This is a genomic window from Citrobacter arsenatis, assembly GCF_004353845.1.
GTDB lineage: Bacteria > Pseudomonadota > Gammaproteobacteria > Enterobacterales > Enterobacteriaceae > Citrobacter > Citrobacter arsenatis.
Genome location: NZ_CP037864.1, coordinates 1768475 through 1789682, shown reverse-complemented (window position 1 = coordinate 1789682; position 21208 = coordinate 1768475). Strand labels below are relative to the sequence as shown.

Sequence of the window (21208 nt, the reverse complement as noted above, 5' to 3'; positions counted from 1 at the left end):
CCGGCCTTTTTTGTGGGCTGAGGTCAGGTATTTAATCCTCAATCATCCGCGCATATTCTTCCGTTAAGAAATCCACTAATGCGCGCACTGAAGGTAATAATCCCCTGCGAGATGGGAAGACGGCGTGAATAATTTCTCGCTTCGGTTCCCAACCGTCGAGCAACGCGACCAGTTCGCCCGCAGCTAATTGATCTTTTACCATCAACTGCGGAAGTTGCACAACACCTACGCCGGCAACTGCGGCTTCGCGTAACGCCAGCATATCGGTGGTAATCATTCGCGGCGTGAAATGCACCTCCGCCCGTGCGCCCTGCGGGCCAAATAACTCCCAACGATGCACATGCTTACCCGCGGCCAGACTCAAACCAGGCCAGCGCGTCAGCTCCGCCGGAGAGTGTAGTGTTCCCATTTGCTCGATGAGCTGCGGGCTGGCATACAAACGATGTCCCCTGTCCGCCAGGACACGCATCACCAGGTCGCTATCCTCAAATGGCCGGGGCCTGACGCGAATTGCCACGTCCAGACCTTCTCCAACGACGTCAACACGGCGGTTAGTGGCCTCAAGCTGTATTGATACGTCAGGATAACGCGCCATAAAGCGAGCAAGCATTGGTCCGATATGCACATGTAGCAACGTAACAGGACAAGTCAGCTTCACAATCCCACGCGGTTCAACCTGTAACGCGGCAATGGCATCCTGCGCAGCCTGCGCTTCCACCAGCATCGCCTTACAGTGTTCGTAAAAGGTTTGCCCAACTTCCGTCACGTTAAACTGGCGGGTGGTTCGCTGAATCAGTCGGACTCCCAGCCTCTCTTCCAACTGCGCTATCCGTCGGCTCAGTTTTGACTTTGGTTCATCAAGCGCACGACCCGCCGCCGCGAATCCCCCTTCCTCTACAACATGCACAAACCATGCAAAATCATTGAGATCCGGTTTTGTCATCTTATTGTCCTATTAATGAGACAGTGAGGGCTATTTTAGCTACTACTCAGCTCGCTGTCATGAATATAAGCTTATCCATATCAAGACAACGCCACTGAGGAGACACAGATGAAACAAGTAACAGGCGTCTACACCGCAGCTCGCCCACACTGGGTTGGCGATGGATTTCCGGTTCGCTCAATGTTCTCTTACCAGTCTCATGCTGAGCAACTAAGTCCGTTCCTGCTGCTGGATTACGCCGGTCCGCATACGTTCACTCCGGGTAACGAGAAACGCGGCGTAGGCGAACACCCGCACCGTGGTTTTGAGACGGTGACCATCGTTTACAGCGGCGAAGTTGAACACCGTGATTCAACCGGTCGCGGCGGCATTATCGGCCCCGGCGACGTGCAGTGGATGACTGCAGGTGCAGGAATATTACACGAAGAGTTCCATTCACCTGAATTTACCCGTCAGGGTGGTGAACTGGAAATGGTGCAGCTGTGGGTCAATCTGCCGGCAAAAGACAAAATGGCCGTACCGGGTTATCAGGGCATCAGCAGCGATGTTATTCCCACCGTCGCCCTGCCCGATGAAGCAGGTAGCGTTCGCGTAATTGCGGGTAGCTATCAGGATACGAAAGGTCCGGCACATACCTTTTCGCCGCTGAACGTCTGGGATATGCGCCTGCAATGTAATCATCAGCTTACGTTGTCCCAGCCGGAAGGATGGAGCACCGCCCTGGTGGTATTAAAAGGCAATATCACCGTAAACGGCACCACACCTGCCAGCGAAGCACAACTGGTGGTGCTCAGCCAGCAGGGAAATACGCTACACATTGAAGCCACCAGCGATGCCAGCGTGCTGCTGCTGTCTGGCGAACCGTTGAACGAGCCGATTGTGGGTTATGGTCCGTTTGTGATGAACACGAAACAAGAAATCGCTGAAGCCGTACGCGATTTTAACTCCGGCCGCTTTGGCCAAATCTGAATCGAAGGAGAAGAATATGTCCAGTCCTGCAAACTTTAATGGTTCACGTCCGGTCATCGATGTGAATGATTCCGTCATGCTGCTTATCGATCATCAGAGCGGGCTGTTCCAGACCGTCGGCGATATGCCAATGCCAGAACTGCGTGCGCGTGCCGCCGCGCTGGCGAAAATGGCTACCCTGGCGAAGATGCCGGTGATTACCACGGCCTCCGTACCGCAGGGACCTAACGGTCCGTTGATCCCAGAGATCCACACCAATGCGCCGCATGCCCAATACGTGGCGCGTAAAGGTGAAATCAACGCCTGGGATAACGAAGACTTCGTGAAAGCGGTCAAAGCAACGGGGCGTAAAACGCTGATTATCGCCGGTACGATTACCAGTGTGTGCATGGCTTTCCCGGCTATCAGCGCGGTTGCGGAAGGCTACAAGGTTTTCGCAGTAATCGATGCTTCCGGTACTTACAGCAAAATGGCGCAGGAAATTACCCTGGCTCGCGTTGTTCAGGCTGGTGTCGTGCCAATGGATACCGCCGCCGTCGCCTCTGAAATTCAGGGCACATGGAACCGTGAAGACGCCGCCGAATGGGCGGAAGTGTATACCAAAGTCTTCCCGGCTTATCAGTTGCTGATCGAGAGCTACAGCAAAGCCCAGGAAGTCGTGACTAACGGCGAAAAACTGGACTCTCAGCGCTAATCCTATCCTCCGCACCTGCCCGGGCGGAGGAATATGTTCATTGCGTAACCAAACGAGAGTGAACACGTAAATTCTGCTTGACCGTTTTAGCGCAACTCCCTATAGTAGCGCCCCGTTGCCCCCCAAGCGGTCAGGCAGCAATACAATATGGTGAGGTGTCCGAGTGGCTGAAGGAGCACGCCTGGAAAGTGTGTATACGGCAACGTATCGGGGGTTCGAATCCCCCCCTCACCGCCATATTTTAAGAAGAGCTCGTACGCAAGTACGGGCTTTTTTTTCGCATGTTGGATGTGCCGGATGCAGCGCAAGCGCCTTATCCGGCCTACGAATGACGAACAACCTGTAGGCCTGATAAGCGAAGCGCCATCAGGCAAATCAGCATGTTGCGCATCTGCGGGGGGATGAGAAACTCCGACCGGGGTTCGACTGCTGGCGTAGCCAGCTGGACAGACCGGGAGTGCTACGAACGGTCTGCCCGCAGGGCGAGCGAAGCGAGTCAATCCCCCCCTCACCGCCATATTTTAAGAAGTACTCGTACGCAAGTACGGGCTTTTTTTTCGCATGTTGGATGTGCCGGATGCAGCGCAAGCGCCTTATCCGGCCTACGAATGATGAACAACCGTAGGCCTGATAAGCGAAGCGCCATCAGGCAAGTCAGTTATTGTCGGCTGAGCAGCGTTAATACTTCATAATGCGCGGTGTGCGGGAACATATCGAAAAGCTGGACGCGTTCAATGCGATACCCAGACAGCTCGCGAATATCCTTCGCCATGGTTTGAGCATTACAGCTGGAATAAACGATAAAACGCGGTGCCATGCGGGAAAGAAAATCGCACAGCGGCTTTCCAATCCCCCGACGCGGCGGATTCACCAGCACCAGGTCAGGCACTTCGCCCTGGGCGGTAGCAAACTGGGTCGAATCCAGCGCCTGAAAATGCAGATTCTGCAACCCAAGCTCCTGCGCCGACTGTTTCGCACAGGCAATCGCCTCTGGTGCGATTTCAATCCCCGTCAGTTTCATCTGCGGCGTGGCGCAGTGCAGACCAAAGCCCCCGACGCCGCAAAACAGATCCCACATATGATTAACCGGAAGCTGACGCACCCAGTCGCGCGCCGTGGCATATAAATGCCCCGCCACCACCGGGTTAGTCTGGAAAAAGCTCTGCGGGCGGATCCACAACGGCACATCATTAAAGCGTTCCGCCAGCGCCTGTTGTTCCGTCAGGAAGATTTCACTCTCCCCTTCCATAATCGCCATATGCACAGGTTGAATATTGGCGGTGATCACTTTTAACTGTGGCAGCTGTGCCTGTAACCATGGCAGCGCTGCGCGCAGTTGTGCCAGTTTTGCCTCGGAACGCAGGACAAAACGCAGCATCATGCCGCCATCGAACCGGCTTTCCGTTAACAGCAGATATTTCAGCTCCCCGCGTTTACGCGCCACGTTATAAGGCGTTAATCCCGCGCGGGCGATAAACGGCTTAAGCGCGGCAAATACGGGCGCAAAAGACTCAGGATAGAGCGGACAGTCGCACAAATCCTCCGGCGTACCGTCACGGTGCAGCATCCCCAGCAGCGGTTTTTCCACGCTGCCGCTGACCACCATTTTAGCTTTATTGCGGAAAGCGCTTTCAGGGCCGCTGACCGGCGCGCACCATTCACCGACCGGATAATCGGCCAGCAGATTCTGCAGATCGGCTGTTTTGGCGAAGAGTTGATCGGCGACTGGCTGTGTTATCCACTGACATGAGCGACAGCGTTCGGCGTCATAAAGTGCGCACTGCATACAAAAACCTTTACGTGATCGAGGGCGGAGATTATATACGTAAAATCATTCGGGATGCATATCAGACCTGAGCTTTCGTAGGCCTGATAAGACGCGTTAGCGTCGCCATCAGGCAATTGTGCGGCGTCGGTGCCGGATGGCGGCGTAAACGCCTTATCCGGCCTACAAACAACACCGGCCACATTTACTGCAAACGGAAGAACCGCCTGCTGGACGCAGGAACAAACAGCAGGAGCAACACCAGCATATCCGGCAATTTTTGCATCACCAGCGTACGCAGGATTTCACGTCTGGACTCTCCCGCAATGCTGAACAGTTCCGGATAGCCATAGCCTAACGAGGCCGCCCACAGATAGACGCTAGCGATAATCTGAGTCAGCAGATAGATCCAGCGCGCCCAGTTCCGACCTTTTACCAGCGAAAAGGCACAGTAGATTTCGATAAACAGCAGCAACAGGCTACCCAGAAACACCAGCGTTAAATTCCAGGTCTGTACGCTACGATGAATAAATTCACTGGTTCCGCGAACCCCGAGCGTATTAAAAATCATCAACAGATCGAGACAGCGGATCATGATAATAGCCAGCGCCGCCACCTGCACCAAAGCAGGGACGTTTAAGCGGGCATGTGATGTGGATGATTTCTTAAAAAATCCCAACGCGTCGTCTTCCATGAAAACGGCGCAGCTACCACAGCTGCGCCGTATAGACAGGTTGGCAGATTTTAGTTTTTTCAGCCGCGTCTTGCACGTTGGATATCGCGAATCCGTTGTTTTTCTGTTCGTGCCATCAGATACCACGCGATAAATCCGATAATTCCTACCACGCCAAGTATCAGCGTCGCCAGCGCGTTGATCTCTGGATTAACCCCCATACGTACGCTGGAGAACACCAGCATCGGTAACGTTGTGGCGCCAGGACCAGAAACAAAGCTGGCAATAACCAAATCATCGAGCGACAGCGTGAAGGCCAGTAACCACCCGGAAATCACCGCCGGCATAATCATCGGTAGCGTAATAACGAAGAAGACCTTCAGCGGCGTGGCGCCAAGGTCCATTGCCGCTTCCTCAATGGAGTGATCCAGTTCGCGCAAACGCGAAGAAATCACCACCGCCACGTAGGCCGTACAGAAGGTGACGTGCGCCAGCCAGATGGTCAACATACCGCGATCCGCAGGCCAGCCAATAGCGTGAGCCAGAGCCACAAACAGCAGCAGCAGCGACAAACCGGTAATGACATCCGGCATGACCAGCGGCGCGGTGATCATAAAGGCGAAACCATTCGAACCGCGAAAACGACCAAAGCGCACCATGACCACGGCGGCTATCGTACCGAGGATTACCGCCATCGTCGCTGCGCACGCGGCAATCGTTAAGCTCATGCCGACGGCGCTTATCATCGCGCTATCGTGGAAAAGCTCACCATACCAACGGGTTGACCAACCCGCCCAAACCGTAACCAGCTTCGAGCTGTTAAACGAATAGATAACCAACATCAGCATCGGCGCGTACAGGAAGGTAAAGCCCAGCACCAGGATAAAAATACGCCATGGCGAGCGAACGACCGGTAAGTTATTCATCCGTGTTCCCCCACACTTTTTTGCTGATATTTATGGAACCACATGATTGGCACAATCAGTAACAGCAGCATAATAATGGCAACAGCAGACGCCACTGGCCAGTCGCGGTTATTGAAAAACTCCTGCCACAGCACGCGGCCAATCATGATGCTGTCCGGGCCGCCCAGCAGTTCCGGGATCACAAACTCCCCAACTGCCGGAATAAACACCAGCATTGATCCAGCGATTATCCCGCCCTTGGTTAACGGCACGATCACGCTAAAGAAAGTTTTCAACGGTCGGGCACCTAAATCCAGCGCCGCTTCCACCAGCGAGTAATCAATACGCATCAGCGCGGTATAAATCGGCAGCACCATAAAGGGCAAATAGGCGTAAACAATACCGATATAGACCGCCAGATTGGTGTGCAAAATCGTCAGTGGTTGGTCGATAACGCCCAGCCACATCAGGAAGTTGTTCAGCACGCCGTTATTTTTCAGGATCCCCATCCAGGCGTATACACGAATCAAAAACGACGTCCAGGACGGCAGGATCACCAGTAGCAACAGAATATTGCGCGTCGAGGGCTTGCTGTGCGCGACCGCCCATGCCAGCGGATACCCCAACAGCAGGCAACAGATAGTCGAAACTCCCGCCACCTGCAAAGATTGCAGATACGCATCAAAATAGAGCGGATCGTCCGTCAGTTGCAGGAAATTGCCTAAGTTGAGCGTGATGGATAGCTGATCGTCAGCCCATGAAACAAGGTCGGTATACGGCGGGATAGCGCGCGCCATTTCAGCCAAACTGATTTTGAAGACGATCAGAAACGGCAGCAGAAACAGGAGCGTCAGCCATACATACGGCAGCGCGATCACCAGCTTGCGACCGTGCTTCATTTGCAGCCGCGACATAAACAGCGTGAATCGCCCCGTTTTATCCACGCGTGCCGGAGGTTCAAGTGTACTCATCTTCGCTCCTTAAACCGTCAACACCACACAGCTGTCCGCATCCCAACATAAACGGACTTCGTCACCCCAGGTTGGTAATCCCTTGCGATAACGATGTTCATTTTGGAGCTGGGCGCTCAGCATCTGACCGCTTTTTAAACGTACGTGGTACACCGACAAGTCGCCCAGGTAGGCAATGTGTACCACTTCGCCTACCGCGAAGTTATATCCCTCTGACGGCGGGGTTTCGCAGAGCATGATTTTTTCCGGGCGCAGCGCAACATACACCGGGACGTTATCGACAACTGAAGCATCGGCGTCCACTTTCAGCGGATGCATCAGACCAGGAGACTCAATAACCAGACCATCTTCCTGCCGTTCTTTCAGCAACCCTTCAAAGACGTTAACCGAACCGATAAACTCTGCGCTGTAACGCGTGGTCGGATGCTCGTAGATCTCTTCAGGCTCGCCGATCTGGACAAATTTGCCCCGGTTCATGATCGCAATGCGCCCTGCCATCGTCATGGCTTCTTCCTGGTCGTGCGTCACCATCACGCAGGTCACACCGACGCGTTCAAGGATATCCACCACTTCCAGTTGCATGCGGTCACGGAGTTTTTTATCCAGCGCTCCCATCGGTTCATCCAGCAGCAGCAGCTTCGGGCGTTTCGCCAGGCTGCGCGCCAACGCCACTCGTTGGCGCTGTCCGCCAGAAAGCTGATGCGGCTTACGTTTGGCAAACTCCTGCATATGCACCAGGCCCAGCATCTCATTCACCCGACTGGCGATTTCAGCCTTCGGCAGTTTGTCCTGCTTGAGGCCAAAGGCAATGTTCTGCTCGACCGTCATATGCGGAAACAAGGCGTAGGACTGAAACATCATATTAATTGGGCGCAGATAAGGCGGGACATGCGCTAAATCGACGCCATCAAGCATAATTTGCCCGGTTGTCGGCAGTTCAAATCCCGCCAGCATCCGCAGCAAGGTCGACTTGCCACAGCCGGACGCGCCCAGCAGAGCAAATATTTCGCCTTTGTAGATAGTAAGATTAACGTCGTCGACGGCGTGCTGACCGTCAAATGACTTGGTCAGATTGCGAATTTCAAGCAGCGGTGTCAGCGCCTTGCGGATTTTCGCTTGTGGGCGTGGGGTTGCATCATTCACTCAGGTGCTCTCCGGCATAAAACAAAGAAACGGTGCAAATAACGCACCATGATGGTGCGTATTGCCGGGTTATGTGTGTCCGGGATCGGCACTGCCCGGCAGGCAAAATTCCTGCCGGGTCATGTCCCGTACATCGGGTTATTTCCCGCTTTTTACCTTCGTCCAGGCGCGAGTGCGTACACGATCGATCTTCGGATCCTGTACTTTCAACGTGAACAGCTTGGCACGGACATCCGCAGGCGGGTAAATACCCGGATTGTCGCGAACTTCCTGACTGACCAGCGCCGTCGCTTCTTTGTTGGCATTGGCATAGAACACATGGTCGGAAATATGCGCTATCACATCAGGGCGCAGCAGGTAGTTAAGGAACTGATAGGCTTCATCTTTGTTTTTCGCATCGGCTGGCATCGCGAACACGTCAAAGAAGGCCATTGCACCTTCTTTAGGAATTGAGAAGGAGATATTGACGCCATTTTTCGCCTCTTTTGCACGGTTTGCCGCCTGCCAAACGTCCCCTGCCCAGCCAATCGCGACGCAGGTATCCCCGTTTGCCAGGTCGTTAATGTACTGCGAGGAGTGGAAGTAGCGAATATTCGGGCGCAGTTTCAACAGCAGATCTGTTGCCGGCCCAGTGTAATCATCCGCTTTGGTACTGTTTGGATCTTTACCCAAATAGTTCAGCACCGTGGCGAACACCTCTTCGGGAGCATCAAGGAAAGAGACGCCGCAGCTTTTGAGTTTTTCCAGGTTTTCTGGCTTGAGGATCAAATCCCAGCTATCAACCGGCGCATCCGGCCCCAGCACCGCTTTGACTTTATCCACGTTGTAGCCAATACCGGTCGTGGCCCACATGTACGGCATCGCAAACTTGTTGTCCGGATCGTGTTTACCCACCAGCTTTAGCAGTTCTGGATCGAGGTTTTTCCAGCCCGGTAATTTGCTCTTATCCAGTGGCTGAAAGACGCCAGCAGTCAGTTGACGCTCAAGGAAACTGGCGGATGGAACGACAAGGTCAAAGCCGGTGCTGCCAGCCATGAGCTTACCTTCCAGCACTTCATTGGAATCAAAAACGTCATAGATAACTTTAATTCCGGTCTCTTTTTCAAAATTAGCCACCGTATCCGGGGCAATATAATCAGACCAGTTATAAATATGCAGCGTTTTTTGTTCAGCAGCGAGCGTGCCGGCAGAGATGGACATCAGAGCACCCGCAACCAGGCCTGATAACCATTTTTTATTTAAGGCGGTCATAATCTCTTTCCTTCTGAAAGTTCGTTAACAAACGAACAAAAATGTCACACTCTAATGATATGCAAGAAACGTGCATATTCTTTCATGCGGCATCAATGAAAAGAGAGGTCTCTCCTCACGCCGCTATTGCTCGCTGGCACCCGCCTATGCATTCAACATACATTGTGGCCGCAGTTCAGGTCACAAGGGGCTGTTTAAATGATGGCGTTGGTAAGCTTCGCAAGAATAACTTTAGCCAGGAATTGTGGATATAGCCCAGATTAAAAAACGCCTTTTATCAATTTTTTATGCATGAATTGTCTATGACATAAAGCGGAAGGCGCCAAATTGAAGTGAATAATTCTTTAAGGAAAGGTTAAATACAGAATAAAAACGGGAAATACGCAACCGCTCTGGCAGCGGCTGCGCAATATATGTCCAGATTCAGGAAGAATTAATGGAGGAAATGAACTTCAGCGGTGCTGTTTTGCGCATCTTCTTCAGCGTTAAATAACAACTGATGCGCACCGGCTTCGAGGATTACCATCGATATTTGCTCTTCGCTCTGGCGAATAAAATATTCAAACTGCTCAAACGTCACGCCCGGCGTAACGGATAAAGACTGGCAAACCACCAGCTTTGGCAGATTATCATCCTGCATATCCAGAAAGGCTTTCACCGTCAGTGAACTGGCGTTAATCGCAGACAGATCGGCGGCCAGCGGCAGCAGTGCAGAAGGTCTGACTTCTGCCATCGCGGAAAACAGAATGACGTTATCGACCAAATCAACTTTCGCATCAAAGATGCCGTCAAAATTCTGCATGTGCGGCAAATGCAGCGCCTGACAGGTATCGCATTCAAAAAAACTCATGCCCAGGTCGTCGAGCCATTGACGCAACGTATCCAGAGTGGGAACGACCAGTGATGTCATAATAATGTGCGACCTCTATTGATGAAAAAAATACCGGCACAGCTTACGCAAAAAGAGCGTGTCATACCACGACAGCAATCGATATTGTGCTTAGCCGCCGATTTTAAGGCAGAATTCAGGCGTAGCATGACGCTCGATCCACTGGATCATCTTGCCGGCAATGTCTATTCCGGTCGTTTTCTCTACCCCTTCCAGTCCGGGAGACGCGTTGACTTCCATGACCAACGGCCCACGTTCAGCGCGCAGAATATCAACGCCTGCAACGTCCAGACCCATTGTCTGAGCAGCTTTGAGCGCAATTTCTCTTTCGCGCGGCGTAATATTCGCAATCGTGGCAACCCCGCCGCGATGGAGATTAGAACGAAAATCGCCTTCCTTCGCCTGTCGCTCAATGGCGGCTACTACCTCATCACCCACCACGAAGCAGCGAATATCTCGCCCTTTTGCTTCTTTGATATATTCCTGAACCAGGATATGGGCATTCAGCCCACGAAAGGCATCTACCACGCTTTCAGCGGCCTGGCGCGTTTCTGCCAGCACCACACCAATACCCTGCGTGCCTTCAACCAGTTTCACTACCAGCGGCGCGCCGCCAACCATGTCAATCATGTCGCTGGTATCGTCCGGAGAGTGGGCGATCCCGGTGATGGGTAAATCGATGCCCTGACGCGCCAGCAGCTGCAGCGAACGCAGTTTGTCGCGCGCACGCGTAATCGCTACCGACTCATTCAGCGGATAGCTTCCCAACATCTCAAACTGGCGCAACGCCGCCGTACCATAGAAGGTAATCGCCGAGCCAATCCTTGGGATCACCGCGTCGAAATGAGGAAGCTGGCGGCCCTTATAATGAATAGAGGACGCCGCCGGGCTGATGTTCATATAGCAAGAAAGGGGATCGATAATTTCTACCAGGTGACCGCGCTGCATCGCCGCTTCACGCAGGCGCTTACAAGAATAGAGCGTTCCGTCCCGGGACAAAATGGCAATTTTCACCCTGCACCTCTCTGAATGACCTGGTAAAAGCTGGCGTATCATACACTGGGTTAAAATCTTTAGCGCGTAGCCCATCCCTGTTTATGCAAATATTCCAGGATAAAGGGGCGACTTTCTTTAATGATGGTGCGGCGAATATGGTCGCTCCAGGTGTCACGGCGCGTATTACTGCCGCGAGTCAGATAGTACTGCGCGAGCTGCTCATCATATTGCGACAAAACATCTTTGTTGAGCGGCTGATACTGGTTCTCATGCACCACAAGCGATGCGGGCAGACGCGGCTTGATATCCGGGTTATCGGCAGGCCAGCCAAGGCACAGCCCAAACAGCGGCAGAACGTGTTGCGGAAGCTTCAGCAATTCAGTGACTGGCTCAATGTTATTACGCAGACCGCCAATAAACCCCCCGCCAAGGCCCAAAGACTCTGCCGCCGTCAGCGCATTTTGCGCCATCATCGCGGTATCAACCACGCCCAGCAGCAGTTGTTCCGCCAGCCCGAGTTGCGCATCAGGGCAAATCTGCAAATGGCGATTAAAATCAGCGCAAAACACCCAGAACTCTGCGGCCTGCGCTACATGTTTTTGTCCGCCGGATAAAGTAACCAGTGATTCACGCAGGGTTTTGTCCGTTATGCGAACAATGGTCGTGCATTGTAAAAAACTGGAGCTTGACGTCCCCTGTGCGGCGGCAATTATCGCCTCTCGCTGCGCATCCGAAATAACATCATCGGTGAAATGGCGAATGGAACGGTGGCTACGTAATAAATCAATGGTTGGCGTCATCTCTTTTTTCTCTGTCTGAACGGGAAGAATCGCCGGGGGCTCGTGACATCAGCTGCGGCGCAAGTCGTTGAGCAATACGCCACGTCAATACCACCGCGGCGGGAAGCATCAGCAGCACGCCCAGAAATATCATCACCACGCAGGCTAACGGACTGCTAAGCGGTGCGGGTAAGGTGAGGTAATCGTTAAGCGATAGCAGCGCCAGCGATAACAAGACCATCCCTATAATTTCCAGCATCAATACGCTTTTGGGTAATGTACCAATTGTGCGCATAAGCGGCCTCCCGGCGAAATGGCTGTCATTATAAAACGTTCCGGCTTGTCGTGTTTAACAGTTATAGCTTGAGGATATCAAAGCAACAGGTTGAACCTGCTTTCCATCCGTCACAATTCGCGGCATCATAACAAGTATTGCCATCCGGCCTGATAAGTTCGAGGAGAGAGAGATGTTTGCCGTTATTTTTGGTCGTCCAGGGTGTCCGTATTGCGTGCGCGCAAAAGAATTAGCAGAAAAATTAAGCAATGAGCATGACGATTTTAACTTCCGCTACATTGATATCCATGCCGAAGGCATCACGAAAGCCGATCTGGAAAAGACGGTAGGTAAGCCAGTAGAAACCGTTCCGCAGATTTTTGTTGATCAAAAACACATTGGCGGATGCACGGATTTTGAAGCGTGGGCCAAAGAGAACATGAATCTGTTCGCCTGATAGCTGTTTCTACGCCCTCCGCTGGAGGGCGTCATCAGTTCTTTTTCCGTCGTTGATGCTGATTGAACAAGCTACTGATAAACAAAAAACACAATGCGCCAAGCGCGCACCAAAATACTGCACTAAACAACCACGCCAGTTCTTGCCACAATGAACGCGTCGGCATAAAAACGAACCGCATCAACAACAGGCAGCACGGTGCCGCCAACATGGCGCCAAGAAGGGGTTTGAGCACCTCCCGACGATGGGAGAAAAAGCTTGCTGCAGCACCAGGCAGGATAAAAAACAACAATCCGACCTCAGGATGCCCTGCCGCCCTAAATGCCCCTTTCACGTTTAGCGTTAATGAAAGACACACCACAATAAAGAGCACAAAGCAGCAGACCGCACCTGCCCAACTTTGCTTATGTTTCAATCGTTCCTCCTGACACATTCTCTATCGAACACTCTTTTCGCCCGCAGGCGTCCAGTCAGATAAAGTAACCTGGCATTCCATGCCAAAAACACACTCACACGATTCTTATAGCCGTTGATACGTAATGAGATTAAACTAACCGCATATATTGTTATGCTGCATTATTCGGGGCTGTGTATGAAGCTGTCGCCCCCTTAATTTCTGGCAAAAACATTAGCGTAAATTGCCATTTCTTTCAATAGCTTACTAGTAAACAAGAAGTTAGTCTCCGTGAATATAAACGTCGCAGATTTGTTAAATGGGAATTACATCCTGTTATTATTTGTGGTCCTGGCACTGGGCCTGTGTCTGGGTAAATTACGCCTGGGTTCAGTCCAACTCGGTAATTCCATTGGCGTTTTAGTGGTGTCCCTATTATTAGGCCAGCAGCACTTTAGTATTAACACCGATGCATTAAATCTCGGCTTTATGCTGTTTATTTTTTGTGTCGGCGTCGAAGCCGGCCCCAACTTTTTTTCGATTTTTTTTCGCGATGGGAAAAATTATCTAATGCTTGCTCTGGTGATGGTCGGTAGCGCAATGCTGATCGCCCTGGGGCTGGGTAAGCTATTTGGCTGGGACATTGGCCTGACGGCGGGTATGCTGGCCGGCTCGATGACCTCCACGCCGGTGCTGGTCGGCGCAGGTGACACCTTGCGCCATTCGGGAATGTCGGGAACATCGCTTTCAACTGCCCTTGATAACCTCAGTCTCGGTTACGCCCTCACCTATTTGATTGGCCTGGTCAGTCTGATTGTCGGTGCGCGCTACCTGCCAAAACTTCAGCATCAGGACCTGCAAACCAGCGCGCAACAAATCGCACGTGAACGAGGTCTGGACACAGACGCCAACCGTAAAGTTTATCTGCCAGTGATCCGCGCCTATCGCGTTGGTCCGGAGCTGGTGGCATGGGCCGATGGCAAAAATCTGCGCGAACTGGGTATCTATCGCCAGACCGGTTGTTACATTGAACGCATCCGTCGCAACGGCATCCTGGCCAACCCGGATGGCGATGCGGTACTGCAAATGGGCGATGAAATAGCCCTGGTGGGTTATCCGGACGCACATGCCCGCCTCGACCCCAGCTTCCGTAATGGGAAAGAGGTGTTCGATCGTGATCTGCTTGATATGCGTATCGTCACTGAAGAGATTGTGGTGAAAAACCACAATGCCGTTGGCCGTCGCCTGGCCCAGTTGAAACTGACCGACCACGGATGTTTCCTCAACCGCGTGATCCGTAGCCAGATTGAAATGCCTATTGATGACAACGTCGTGCTCAACAAAGGTGACGTGCTGCAGGTGAGCGGGGATGCTCGTCGCGTCAAAACCATTGCCGACCGTATCGGCTTCATTTCCATTCACAGTCAGGTGACCGATCTACTGGCCTTCTGCGCCTTCTTTATCATCGGCTTGATGATTGGGATGATCACCTTCCAGTTCAGTAATTTCAGCTTCGGTATCGGGAATGCGGCTGGTCTGCTGTTCGCCGGGATCATGCTGGGCTTCCTGCGTGCCAACCATCCAACGTTTGGCTACATCCCGCAGGGGGCGCTAAACATGGTCAAAGAATTTGGTCTGATGGTATTTATGGCTGGCGTCGGTTTAAGCGCGGGCAGCGGCATTGGCAATGGCCTTGGCGTCGTCGGTGGTCAAATGCTGATTGCCGGTCTGGTGGTCAGCCTGGTGCCGGTAGTCATTTGTTTCTTGTTCGGTGCTTACGTATTACGTATGAACCGCGCCCTGCTGTTTGGCGCCATGATGGGCGCGCGTACCTGCGCTCCGGCAATGGAAATCATCAGCGATACGGCTCGCAGCAATATCCCCGCGTTAGGCTATGCCGGGACCTACGCGATTGCCAACGTTCTGCTGACATTAGCGGGGACACTCATCGTCATTGTCTGGCCAGGCCTTGGTTAGCGCTGAAATTTACCCTTAAACGAAAATTTTTTGCAGGTAAGCAGAACTTTTCTTCAAGGCGTCAGTCATAACTATTGCCACTGCTTTTCTTTGATGTCCCCAATTTGTGGAGCCCATCAACCCCGCCGCTTTGGTTCAAGGTTGATGGGTTTTTTGTTGTCTGAAATTCAAAACCTTTAAAATCATATTTGCAGATCTATTGTGATTTACCCAGTGGAGCGCTCATTCCATGCGTCATGGGCTAAAAGATTGCCGTCTTTGTACAGATGTGTAATTTTTTCGTAGTTCAGCGCAACATCTTCCATGTGGCCTGATCCAGGGCATCCTCGAGTGTCGTGCATTAAAGGACTCACTGAAACTACTTTCACATTTTCGAGTGTGATCCGGTAATACTCTACCTCTTGCCCTGCATCATTGATGTGGTAGAAACGAAATTCAGCAGATCTGAGAGTCTGACCAGTAGCCGCGGCTTTGAACAGGTACGGACTTGAGCTGTCGAGCTCCTTAGTAAACTGAAACGGCGAATGTTGACGTGTTCCCGTTACCTTACCTGTCATTGGATCTGTAGGTAACATTATGTTGTGATGTAGTCCCCTTAGTTCCACGCTACCCTCACGGTCTCGAACATCGCACGATCCACGGATAATCGCGCCGCCATCATCAGTCAAAAATAAGTGAACAGGTACAGCCATTTTAAAGCTCCTTGCTTATGCTCAGTTATATAACCAGCGTCCTGCTTTTGCTGATTCAATCAACATGCCTATAGTGAAATCAGGTACAGGTACAGGTGGTGATTTTTTAAATGGATTCAGTGAGAATGATTCAGGAGGATAGTATGTTTCAACCTTGAAATTACCCCGCTCAACGTTGAACGTTTCAAAAAAATCATTCATCAGATCTTCGGCTTCCACCTCATCAATATCCAGATCAGTATCGAGGTCAGTTTTAGGTGTTAGTACCACTTTCTTTATGTTGAATAAATACGTTCCTGCGTAGGGCCGTATCAGCTCATAAATTCTTTGCTCGATATTATTTACCATAACTTATCGCAGCCCCTTGCTATGACGTTATAGTCGCGGATAGTACGGTAGGTAATTTGAGACACGTCAGCAGCCAGAATAATTATGCCAACCAAAGGGATTGAGCGACCAACAAATGTTCCAATGTTGTGGACCATAACACGGCGAGCTGTCCACGGAGTGTAGCCGCCAAGCCAGGTCGGTAATGATATACCAAAAGGGAATTTTGACTTTTTAAAAACTGCGCGTGCTGCTTTGGAGGCGTATGAAGTGCCCTTAGTAGCACCAATCGGTTTTGCCCTTGTCCCAAGATTATTGCGACCTGATACCAGGGCAACGATAGCCCCGAAATCTGCAACACCGATCCCGAACTGGCTGGCGGTATTCTCACAGAAAATCATAAACAAAAGCTCAGCAGCCGTCAGATTGGACTTCCCTGCATAGAAATATGTCCCGTTGAGTTCCTCTACAGTGTCCATTGATGTCCTTATTTATCGTTGATTGTTACCGCGTTATAACCTGATTTTATGAAAATGATTTGATGTTGTGTGCCTGAGCTCCTTGAGCAGACTTACGTCCTGTTTGACCTCCACACTATAACGCTTTATGCGCTATTGATTTTTTTTTAATAGCTTTGATCTTGGCCTCGGATGCATGATACGCAGTTACCGGGGCCACATCATTTTCAGACACCTGCAAAAATGCCATTCCGAAGTATTTCTGTTTTCCGAGCTTAATGGCCTGAAATGAGTTCATGATGACCCTTTGCTGATCGCGCCCCTTGTTTAGCGCCACTTCGCTACGCGTACAGAACTACGTGGAGAGCACCTCGGCGACCAGCTACCAGTTCAATCTGTCGCCAGCTCGGGATGACAGAACGTGTTGCAGGTGATAGGGATAAAAGGTTAGCTACTCTGCCAATTGGCGACAAAATGGCGGCAGCGGTTGGCAATACCCCGTAATCGTCATCTCTCGCCACCAAACCAACTTATTGGTTATTATACAACTCATTGTTTTAATTAACCAATTTGCATAGATGGGCTTTTTGTTACCTGAAATTTGCGTTCATCGCCTTCCATCTCTGAAACTCCCCCCAAATTTGCAGCTTGCTGGTTATGGCACATACTTTTATGTCGGTGCTTAATGGTGATGGGGGTTGACTATGTTGCTCGCAGGCAAAGTCGCGGTGATCTTCGGTGGCAGCGGTGCTATTGGTAGTGCGGTTGCGCAGTCCATGGCGCGCGAAGGTGCTCATGTATACCTGGGCGCACGCAGTCAGGAAAAGCTGGATTGGACAGCCAGTCGCCTTCGAACGGCGGGGGGGACCGTTGATACCTTTATCACTGATGTACTCGACGAACACAACGCATCAAAACAAATTACTCAACTTGCGCAGCAAACCGGTGGAATTGATGTGGTGATTAACGCGACCGGTTTTATGCATGACCAGGGCAAGCGAATCGACGTATTATCCCTCTCGGAGTTTATGAGCGGTATCACCCCTTTCCTCTCGGCGCAGTTCAATATCGCAAAAGCCGTAACGCCGCACATGGGCGGCAATCGTGCGGGCGTTATTCTCACCGTCGTTGCGCCCGCGGCCCCAATGGCGATGCCTGGGCATCTGGGTCACATCGTCGGCTGCGCGGGAACAGAGGCTTTTATTAAAGCGCTCGCCAGCGAACTGGGACCGGCAAATGTTCGCGTCGTCGGCGTTCGCTCACATGCGATTGTGGACGCAGTAGCGGCCGGCTCCTATACCGGAGAGATATTCTCCGCTAAAGCGCAGTCAATGGGCTTAACCGTCGATCAATGGTTAGCGGGTGCGGCACAAAGCACCATGCTCGGACGCCTGCCTACGCTTGCACAAGTTGCTGAGATAATGACCTTTCTGGCTTCAGACCATGCAGGAGCAATCACCGCCACGGTGGTGAATATTACCGGAGGCGCTACCCAGAGCTGACAGTCGCGGACAAGCCCGCTATACGCTCCACCATTAGCAAGATATCTTCTCGCTGCAGCGGTTTTTTGTCCGTGACAAAATGCAGCGTCATCCCTTCAATAAACGCATCCAGCGCCCGCGCCGTAACCGGGTCAAACCACTGCTCCAGCGTTTGTTGGCTGCGTAGCATCCAGTTTTGCATCACCGTTTTTAGCGCCGGTTTACGGCTGGCGAAAGCATACAGCTGATACATGAGCTCCATGTTGTCAGGCGTGGTGACCTGAGAGCTGTAAATCATATCGGTAATAGCATGACAAGCCTGCGGCGCATCCTTCACGTCGGCAAAAAAGGCCTGATACTGCAGCATCATCCTGTCAGTAAAACGGCCAAATGCCTCCATCAAAAGCTCATCGATTCCCGAAAAGTAATAGGTCATAGAACCCAAGGGCACCTGAGCAATTGTCGCGATCTTGCGATGTGTAACCGCATGAATACCATGAGCTATTACCGCATCCAGAGTTGCCTGAACTATTTTTTCCCGCCGCTGCGGATCGTTCGCACGTCGCACTGCATTACCTCTTCTTGCATTTGTGTACAAATGTACACAACCTTGCTAATGTTGTCTTCTTTCCTCTTTTCTTTGGCTCGAATTCATGACTGGCATCTCATCACGCAAAGCCTTAAGACGTCGTACCTGGGCGCTGTTCACGTTCTTCTTTTTACCAGGATTATTAATGGCCTCCTGGGCAACGCGTACCCCTGCCATCAGAGATATTCTCTCCATCTCTACCGCCGAAATGGGCGCGGTACTGTTTGGACTCTCTATCGGTTCGATGAGTGGCATTCTTTGTTCGGCCTGGCTGGTGAAACGATTTGGCACACGTAAAGTGATCCGCACCACTATGTCTTGCGCAGTCCTCGGAATGGCAATCCTCAGCGCGGCGCTCTGGCTGCATTCCGCCTGGCTTTTCGCGTTTGGCCTGGGCGTGTTTGGCGCCAGCTTTGGTGCGGCAGAGGTCGCCATCAACGTCGAAGGTGCGGCAGTTGAGCGCGAAATGAATAAAACCGTACTGCCGATGATGCACGGTTTTTACAGCCTGGGAACGCTGGCGGGGGCCGGCGTAGGAATGATGCTTACGGCTTTTAGCGTCCCGGCAACCGCACATATTCTGTTGGCGGCGATGGTTGCTATCACCCCTATATTTATCGCTATCAAAGCAATTCCTGACGGCACGGGTAAAAATGCCGCTGACGGAACTCATTCCGGCGAAAAAGGGTTGCCTTTTTATCGCGATATCCAGCTATTGCTAATTGGCGTCGTGGTACTGGCGATGGCATTTGCTGAAGGTTCCGCCAACGACTGGCTTCCGCTGTTAATGGTGGATGGACATGGATTTAGCCCGACATCAGGCTCGCTGATTTATGCCGGATTTACGCTGGGTATGACCGTTGGACGATTTACCGGCGGTTGGTTCATTGACCGCTACAGCCGCGTCGCGGTGGTGCGTGCCAGTGCGCTGATGGGCGCACTCGGGATTAGCCTGATTATTTTTGTCGACAGCTCCTGGATGGCGGGCGTATCCGTTATTCTGTGGGGACTCGGCGCATCGCTCGGATTCCCGTTGACCATTTCAGCCGCCAGCGACACCGGCCCCGATGCGCCAACCCGCGTCAGCGTTGTCGCAACGACCGGCTATCTGGCGTTTCTGGTAGGGCCGCCGCTGCTGGGCTACCTGGGTGAACACTACGGCCTGCGCAGCGCTATGCTGGTAGTGTTGGCGCTGGTGCTTGTCGCCGCCATCGTCGCGAAAGCGGTGGCAAAACCGGATCTCAAAAATACCACTGTGATGGAGAACAGCTAATGCGTATCAAATTAATTGCGGTCGACATGGACGGCACATTTTTAAGCGACCAAAAAACCTATAACCATGAGCGCTTTATGGCGCAATACCGCCAGATGAAAGAACAGGGGATCCGCTTTGTCGTCGCCAGCGGCAACCAGTATTACCAGCTCATCTCCTTTTTCCCCGAACTGGCCGGAGAAATCTCCTTTGTTGCCGAAAACGGTGGATGGGTAGTCAGTGAAGGAGAAGATGTTTTTAACGGCGAGCTGGCGAAAGATGATTTTCAGGCCATCGTGGAGCATCTGCTAACCCGCACGGACATCGACATTATCGCCTGCGGTAAAAACAGCGCCTATACCCTGAAACAGTACAGCGATGAGCATAAAGCTGTTTCTGCCATGTATTATCATCGTCTTGAATTTGTTGATAATTTTTACAACCTCAACGACATATTCTTCAAATTCGGGCTGAATATTTCCGATGATCGTATCCCACAGGTACAGGCTGACCTCCATGAAGCCATTGGCGACATTATGGTTCCGGTGCATACCGGCTACGGCAGCATCGATTTAATTATTCCTGGTGTTCATAAGGCAAACGGTCTGCGCCTGTTACAACAACGCTGGAATATTACCGACGATGAGGTTGTTGTGTTTGGCGATGGCGGAAATGATATTGAGATGCTGCGTCAGGCGGGTTTTAGTTTTGCAATGGCCAACGCCCATGAGCCGGTTATCCAGGCGGCGAAATATCGCGCGGGGTCGAACAATGAAGAGGGCGTGCTGGATATTATCGACCGCGTGTTAAGGAATGAAGCACCGTTTACACATTAATGCCTCAGCACAGACGGCAACAAAATGCTGGCATGATCTATTCATAATCCGCCTCAAATTAACCCACTGGATTATTACTTCCGGTGAATATTTCAGGCGAGCGGATTATGAAGAAAAGTATACTGATGGCGACATTGTTGCTGGGTTTTGCAGGAACAGCATTTGCGCAAAGCGTTACCGTTGATGTACCCAGCGGTTACAAGGTGGTGGTAGTGCCCTCTTCCGTCAGCGTTCCGCAGGCGGTCAGCGTGACGACCGCGCCGCAAACAGTGTATGTTGCTCCGGCGCCTGCCCCGGCTCCGGTTTATCGCGCACATCCTTATGCGCGACATGTTGCCAGCGTCGGGGAAGGGATGGTTATCGAACACCAGATTGACGATCACCACTAAGTTATTGCCAGGTCCGGACAACCGTAATACTGATCAGTTAAGCGCTTTAGCAAGCGTTAGGCCGAATAAGGCGTTTACGCCGTCATCCGGCAATCTGCGACAGG

24 protein-coding genes, 1 tRNA gene and 1 other RNA gene are annotated in these 21208 nt (G+C 51.9%); 10 read left to right on the top strand and 16 right to left on the bottom strand.

The annotated features are described in order from the left end of the window. Nucleotides 1–31: 31 nt before the first annotated feature. Nucleotides 32–943 carry a LysR family transcriptional regulator gene (locus E1B03_RS09555; RefSeq protein WP_103768927.1) on the bottom strand — a complete coding sequence of 304 codons (912 nt, stop codon included), beginning with the start codon at nt 941–943 and terminating at the stop codon, nt 32–34. Between the two features lie 108 nt (nt 944–1051). On the opposite strand from E1B03_RS09555, the gene E1B03_RS09550 reads away from it, so the two are divergent. The 4 genes from E1B03_RS09550 (at nt 1052) to E1B03_RS09535 (ending at nt 3123) form a co-directional block, all read left to right on the top strand. Then, nucleotides 1052–1912 (top strand): pirin family protein, encoded by an 861-nt coding sequence (locus E1B03_RS09550; RefSeq protein ID WP_133086107.1) that lies wholly within the window; start codon nt 1052–1054, stop codon nt 1910–1912. A gap of 16 nt (nt 1913–1928) precedes the next feature. Continuing rightward, entirely contained in the window at nt 1929–2606 is a 678-nt protein-coding gene (locus E1B03_RS09545) for an isochorismatase family protein (protein WP_103768925.1), read from the top strand. Between the two features lie 149 nt (nt 2607–2755). Beyond that, nucleotides 2756–2843 (top strand) — tRNA-Ser (locus E1B03_RS09540). Between the two features lie 143 nt (nt 2844–2986). After that, nucleotides 2987–3123: non-coding RNA, RtT sRNA (locus E1B03_RS09535), on the top strand. Nucleotides 3124–3264: 141 nt separating this feature from the next. Here the strand turns inward: E1B03_RS09535 and rlmC are convergent. The 10 genes from rlmC to E1B03_RS09480 form a co-directional block, all read right to left on the bottom strand. Beyond that, a complete protein-coding gene (gene rlmC, locus E1B03_RS09530; protein ID WP_133086106.1) occupies nt 3265–4392 on the bottom strand; it encodes a 23S rRNA (uracil(747)-C(5))-methyltransferase RlmC in 1128 nt (375 codons plus the stop codon). Nucleotides 4393–4576: 184 nt separating this feature from the next. Then, complete coding sequence (locus E1B03_RS09520; RefSeq protein WP_133086104.1) at nt 4577–5065, bottom strand: YbjO family protein; 489 nt, start codon at nt 5063–5065, stop codon at nt 4577–4579. A gap of 59 nt (nt 5066–5124) precedes the next feature. After that, a complete protein-coding gene (gene potI / locus E1B03_RS09515; protein ID WP_103768922.1) occupies nt 5125–5970 on the bottom strand; it encodes a putrescine ABC transporter permease PotI in 846 nt (281 codons plus the stop codon). After that, nucleotides 5967–6920: a putrescine ABC transporter permease PotH gene (gene potH / locus E1B03_RS09510; RefSeq protein ID WP_103768921.1), complete on the bottom strand. Its 954-nt coding sequence runs from the start codon at nt 6918–6920 to the stop codon at nt 5967–5969. Before potH ends, potI begins: the two co-directional genes overlap by 4 nt. Before the next feature lie 9 nt (nt 6921–6929). After that, complete coding sequence (gene potG / locus E1B03_RS09505) at nt 6930–8063, bottom strand: putrescine ABC transporter ATP-binding subunit PotG (RefSeq protein WP_103768920.1); 1134 nt, start codon at nt 8061–8063, stop codon at nt 6930–6932. Between the two features lie 138 nt (nt 8064–8201). Next, entirely contained in the window at nt 8202–9314 is a 1113-nt protein-coding gene (potF, locus tag E1B03_RS09500; protein WP_006685313.1) for a spermidine/putrescine ABC transporter substrate-binding protein PotF, read from the bottom strand. Between the two features lie 433 nt (nt 9315–9747). Further along, nucleotides 9748–10224, bottom strand: coding sequence for a type III secretion system chaperone family protein (locus E1B03_RS09495; RefSeq protein ID WP_103768919.1), 477 nt, complete (start codon nt 10222–10224; stop codon nt 9748–9750). A 90-nt stretch (nt 10225–10314) separates the two neighbouring features. Then, on the bottom strand, nt 10315–11217 hold the full coding sequence (gene rimK / locus E1B03_RS09490) for a 30S ribosomal protein S6--L-glutamate ligase (RefSeq protein WP_103768918.1): 903 nt from the start codon (nt 11215–11217) through the stop codon (nt 10315–10317). Nucleotides 11218–11276: 59 nt separating this feature from the next. After that, nucleotides 11277–11999, bottom strand: a complete 723-nt coding sequence (nfsA, locus tag E1B03_RS09485) for a nitroreductase NfsA (protein ID WP_133086103.1) — start codon at nt 11997–11999, stop codon at nt 11277–11279. Then, nucleotides 11983–12273 carry a YbjC family protein gene (locus E1B03_RS09480; protein ID WP_103768916.1) on the bottom strand — a complete coding sequence of 97 codons (291 nt, stop codon included), beginning with the start codon at nt 12271–12273 and terminating at the stop codon, nt 11983–11985. The genes nfsA and E1B03_RS09480 overlap by 17 nt, the downstream gene beginning before the upstream one ends. A gap of 172 nt (nt 12274–12445) precedes the next feature. On the opposite strand from E1B03_RS09480, the gene E1B03_RS09475 reads away from it, so the two are divergent. Next, entirely contained in the window at nt 12446–12709 is a 264-nt protein-coding gene (locus tag E1B03_RS09475) for a GrxA family glutaredoxin (RefSeq protein ID WP_016152408.1), read from the top strand. Nucleotides 12710–12743: 34 nt separating this feature from the next. Here E1B03_RS09475 and E1B03_RS09470 read toward each other — a convergent pair whose 3' ends face one another. Further along, nucleotides 12744–13124, bottom strand: coding sequence for an inner membrane protein YbjM (locus E1B03_RS09470; protein ID WP_043015727.1), 381 nt, complete (start codon nt 13122–13124; stop codon nt 12744–12746). A 270-nt stretch (nt 13125–13394) separates the two neighbouring features. Between E1B03_RS09470 and E1B03_RS09465 the strand changes: the two genes are divergently transcribed. Next, on the top strand, nt 13395–15080 hold the full coding sequence (locus E1B03_RS09465) for an aspartate:alanine antiporter (protein ID WP_043015726.1): 1686 nt from the start codon (nt 13395–13397) through the stop codon (nt 15078–15080). Between the two features lie 206 nt (nt 15081–15286). Here E1B03_RS09465 and E1B03_RS09460 read toward each other — a convergent pair whose 3' ends face one another. From E1B03_RS09460 to E1B03_RS09450, 3 genes are read right to left on the bottom strand one after another with little or no spacing between them, the layout of a single operon-like run. Next, nucleotides 15287–15772 (bottom strand): Hcp family type VI secretion system effector, encoded by a 486-nt coding sequence (locus E1B03_RS09460; protein WP_133086102.1) that lies wholly within the window; start codon nt 15770–15772, stop codon nt 15287–15289. A gap of 21 nt (nt 15773–15793) precedes the next feature. Next, nucleotides 15794–16120 (bottom strand): DUF1493 family protein, encoded by a 327-nt coding sequence (locus E1B03_RS09455; RefSeq protein WP_133086101.1) that lies wholly within the window; start codon nt 16118–16120, stop codon nt 15794–15796. Further along, nucleotides 16114–16578 carry an STM2901 family protein gene (locus E1B03_RS09450; protein ID WP_133086100.1) on the bottom strand — a complete coding sequence of 155 codons (465 nt, stop codon included), beginning with the start codon at nt 16576–16578 and terminating at the stop codon, nt 16114–16116. The genes E1B03_RS09455 and E1B03_RS09450 overlap by 7 nt, the downstream gene beginning before the upstream one ends. Before the next feature lie 683 nt (nt 16579–17261). Here E1B03_RS09450 and E1B03_RS09445 point away from each other — a divergent pair. Further along, a complete protein-coding gene (locus E1B03_RS09445) occupies nt 17262–18059 on the top strand; it encodes an SDR family NAD(P)-dependent oxidoreductase (protein WP_133086099.1) in 798 nt (265 codons plus the stop codon). Here E1B03_RS09445 and E1B03_RS09440 read toward each other — a convergent pair. Then, nucleotides 18046–18606: a TetR/AcrR family transcriptional regulator gene (locus E1B03_RS09440; protein ID WP_103768914.1), complete on the bottom strand. Its 561-nt coding sequence runs from the start codon at nt 18604–18606 to the stop codon at nt 18046–18048. The genes E1B03_RS09445 and E1B03_RS09440 overlap by 14 nt on opposite strands. An 85-nt stretch (nt 18607–18691) precedes the next feature. On the opposite strand from E1B03_RS09440, the gene E1B03_RS09435 reads away from it, so the two are divergent. The 3 genes from E1B03_RS09435 to E1B03_RS09425 all read left to right on the top strand — a co-directional run bounded on the left by E1B03_RS09435 (nt 18692) and on the right by E1B03_RS09425 (nt 21104). Further along, the gene (locus E1B03_RS09435; protein WP_103768913.1) at nt 18692–19900 is read left to right on the top strand and encodes an MFS transporter; all 1209 of its coding nucleotides are present in this window, start codon (nt 18692–18694) and stop codon (nt 19898–19900) included. Beyond that, the gene (locus E1B03_RS09430) at nt 19900–20715 is read left to right on the top strand and encodes a Cof-type HAD-IIB family hydrolase (protein WP_133086098.1); all 816 of its coding nucleotides are present in this window, start codon (nt 19900–19902) and stop codon (nt 20713–20715) included. The genes E1B03_RS09435 and E1B03_RS09430 overlap by 1 nt, the downstream gene beginning before the upstream one ends. A gap of 107 nt (nt 20716–20822) precedes the next feature. Continuing rightward, nucleotides 20823–21104, top strand: a complete 282-nt coding sequence (locus E1B03_RS09425; RefSeq protein ID WP_103768911.1) for a hypothetical protein — start codon at nt 20823–20825, stop codon at nt 21102–21104. The last annotated feature ends 104 nt before the right edge of the window (nt 21105–21208 follow it).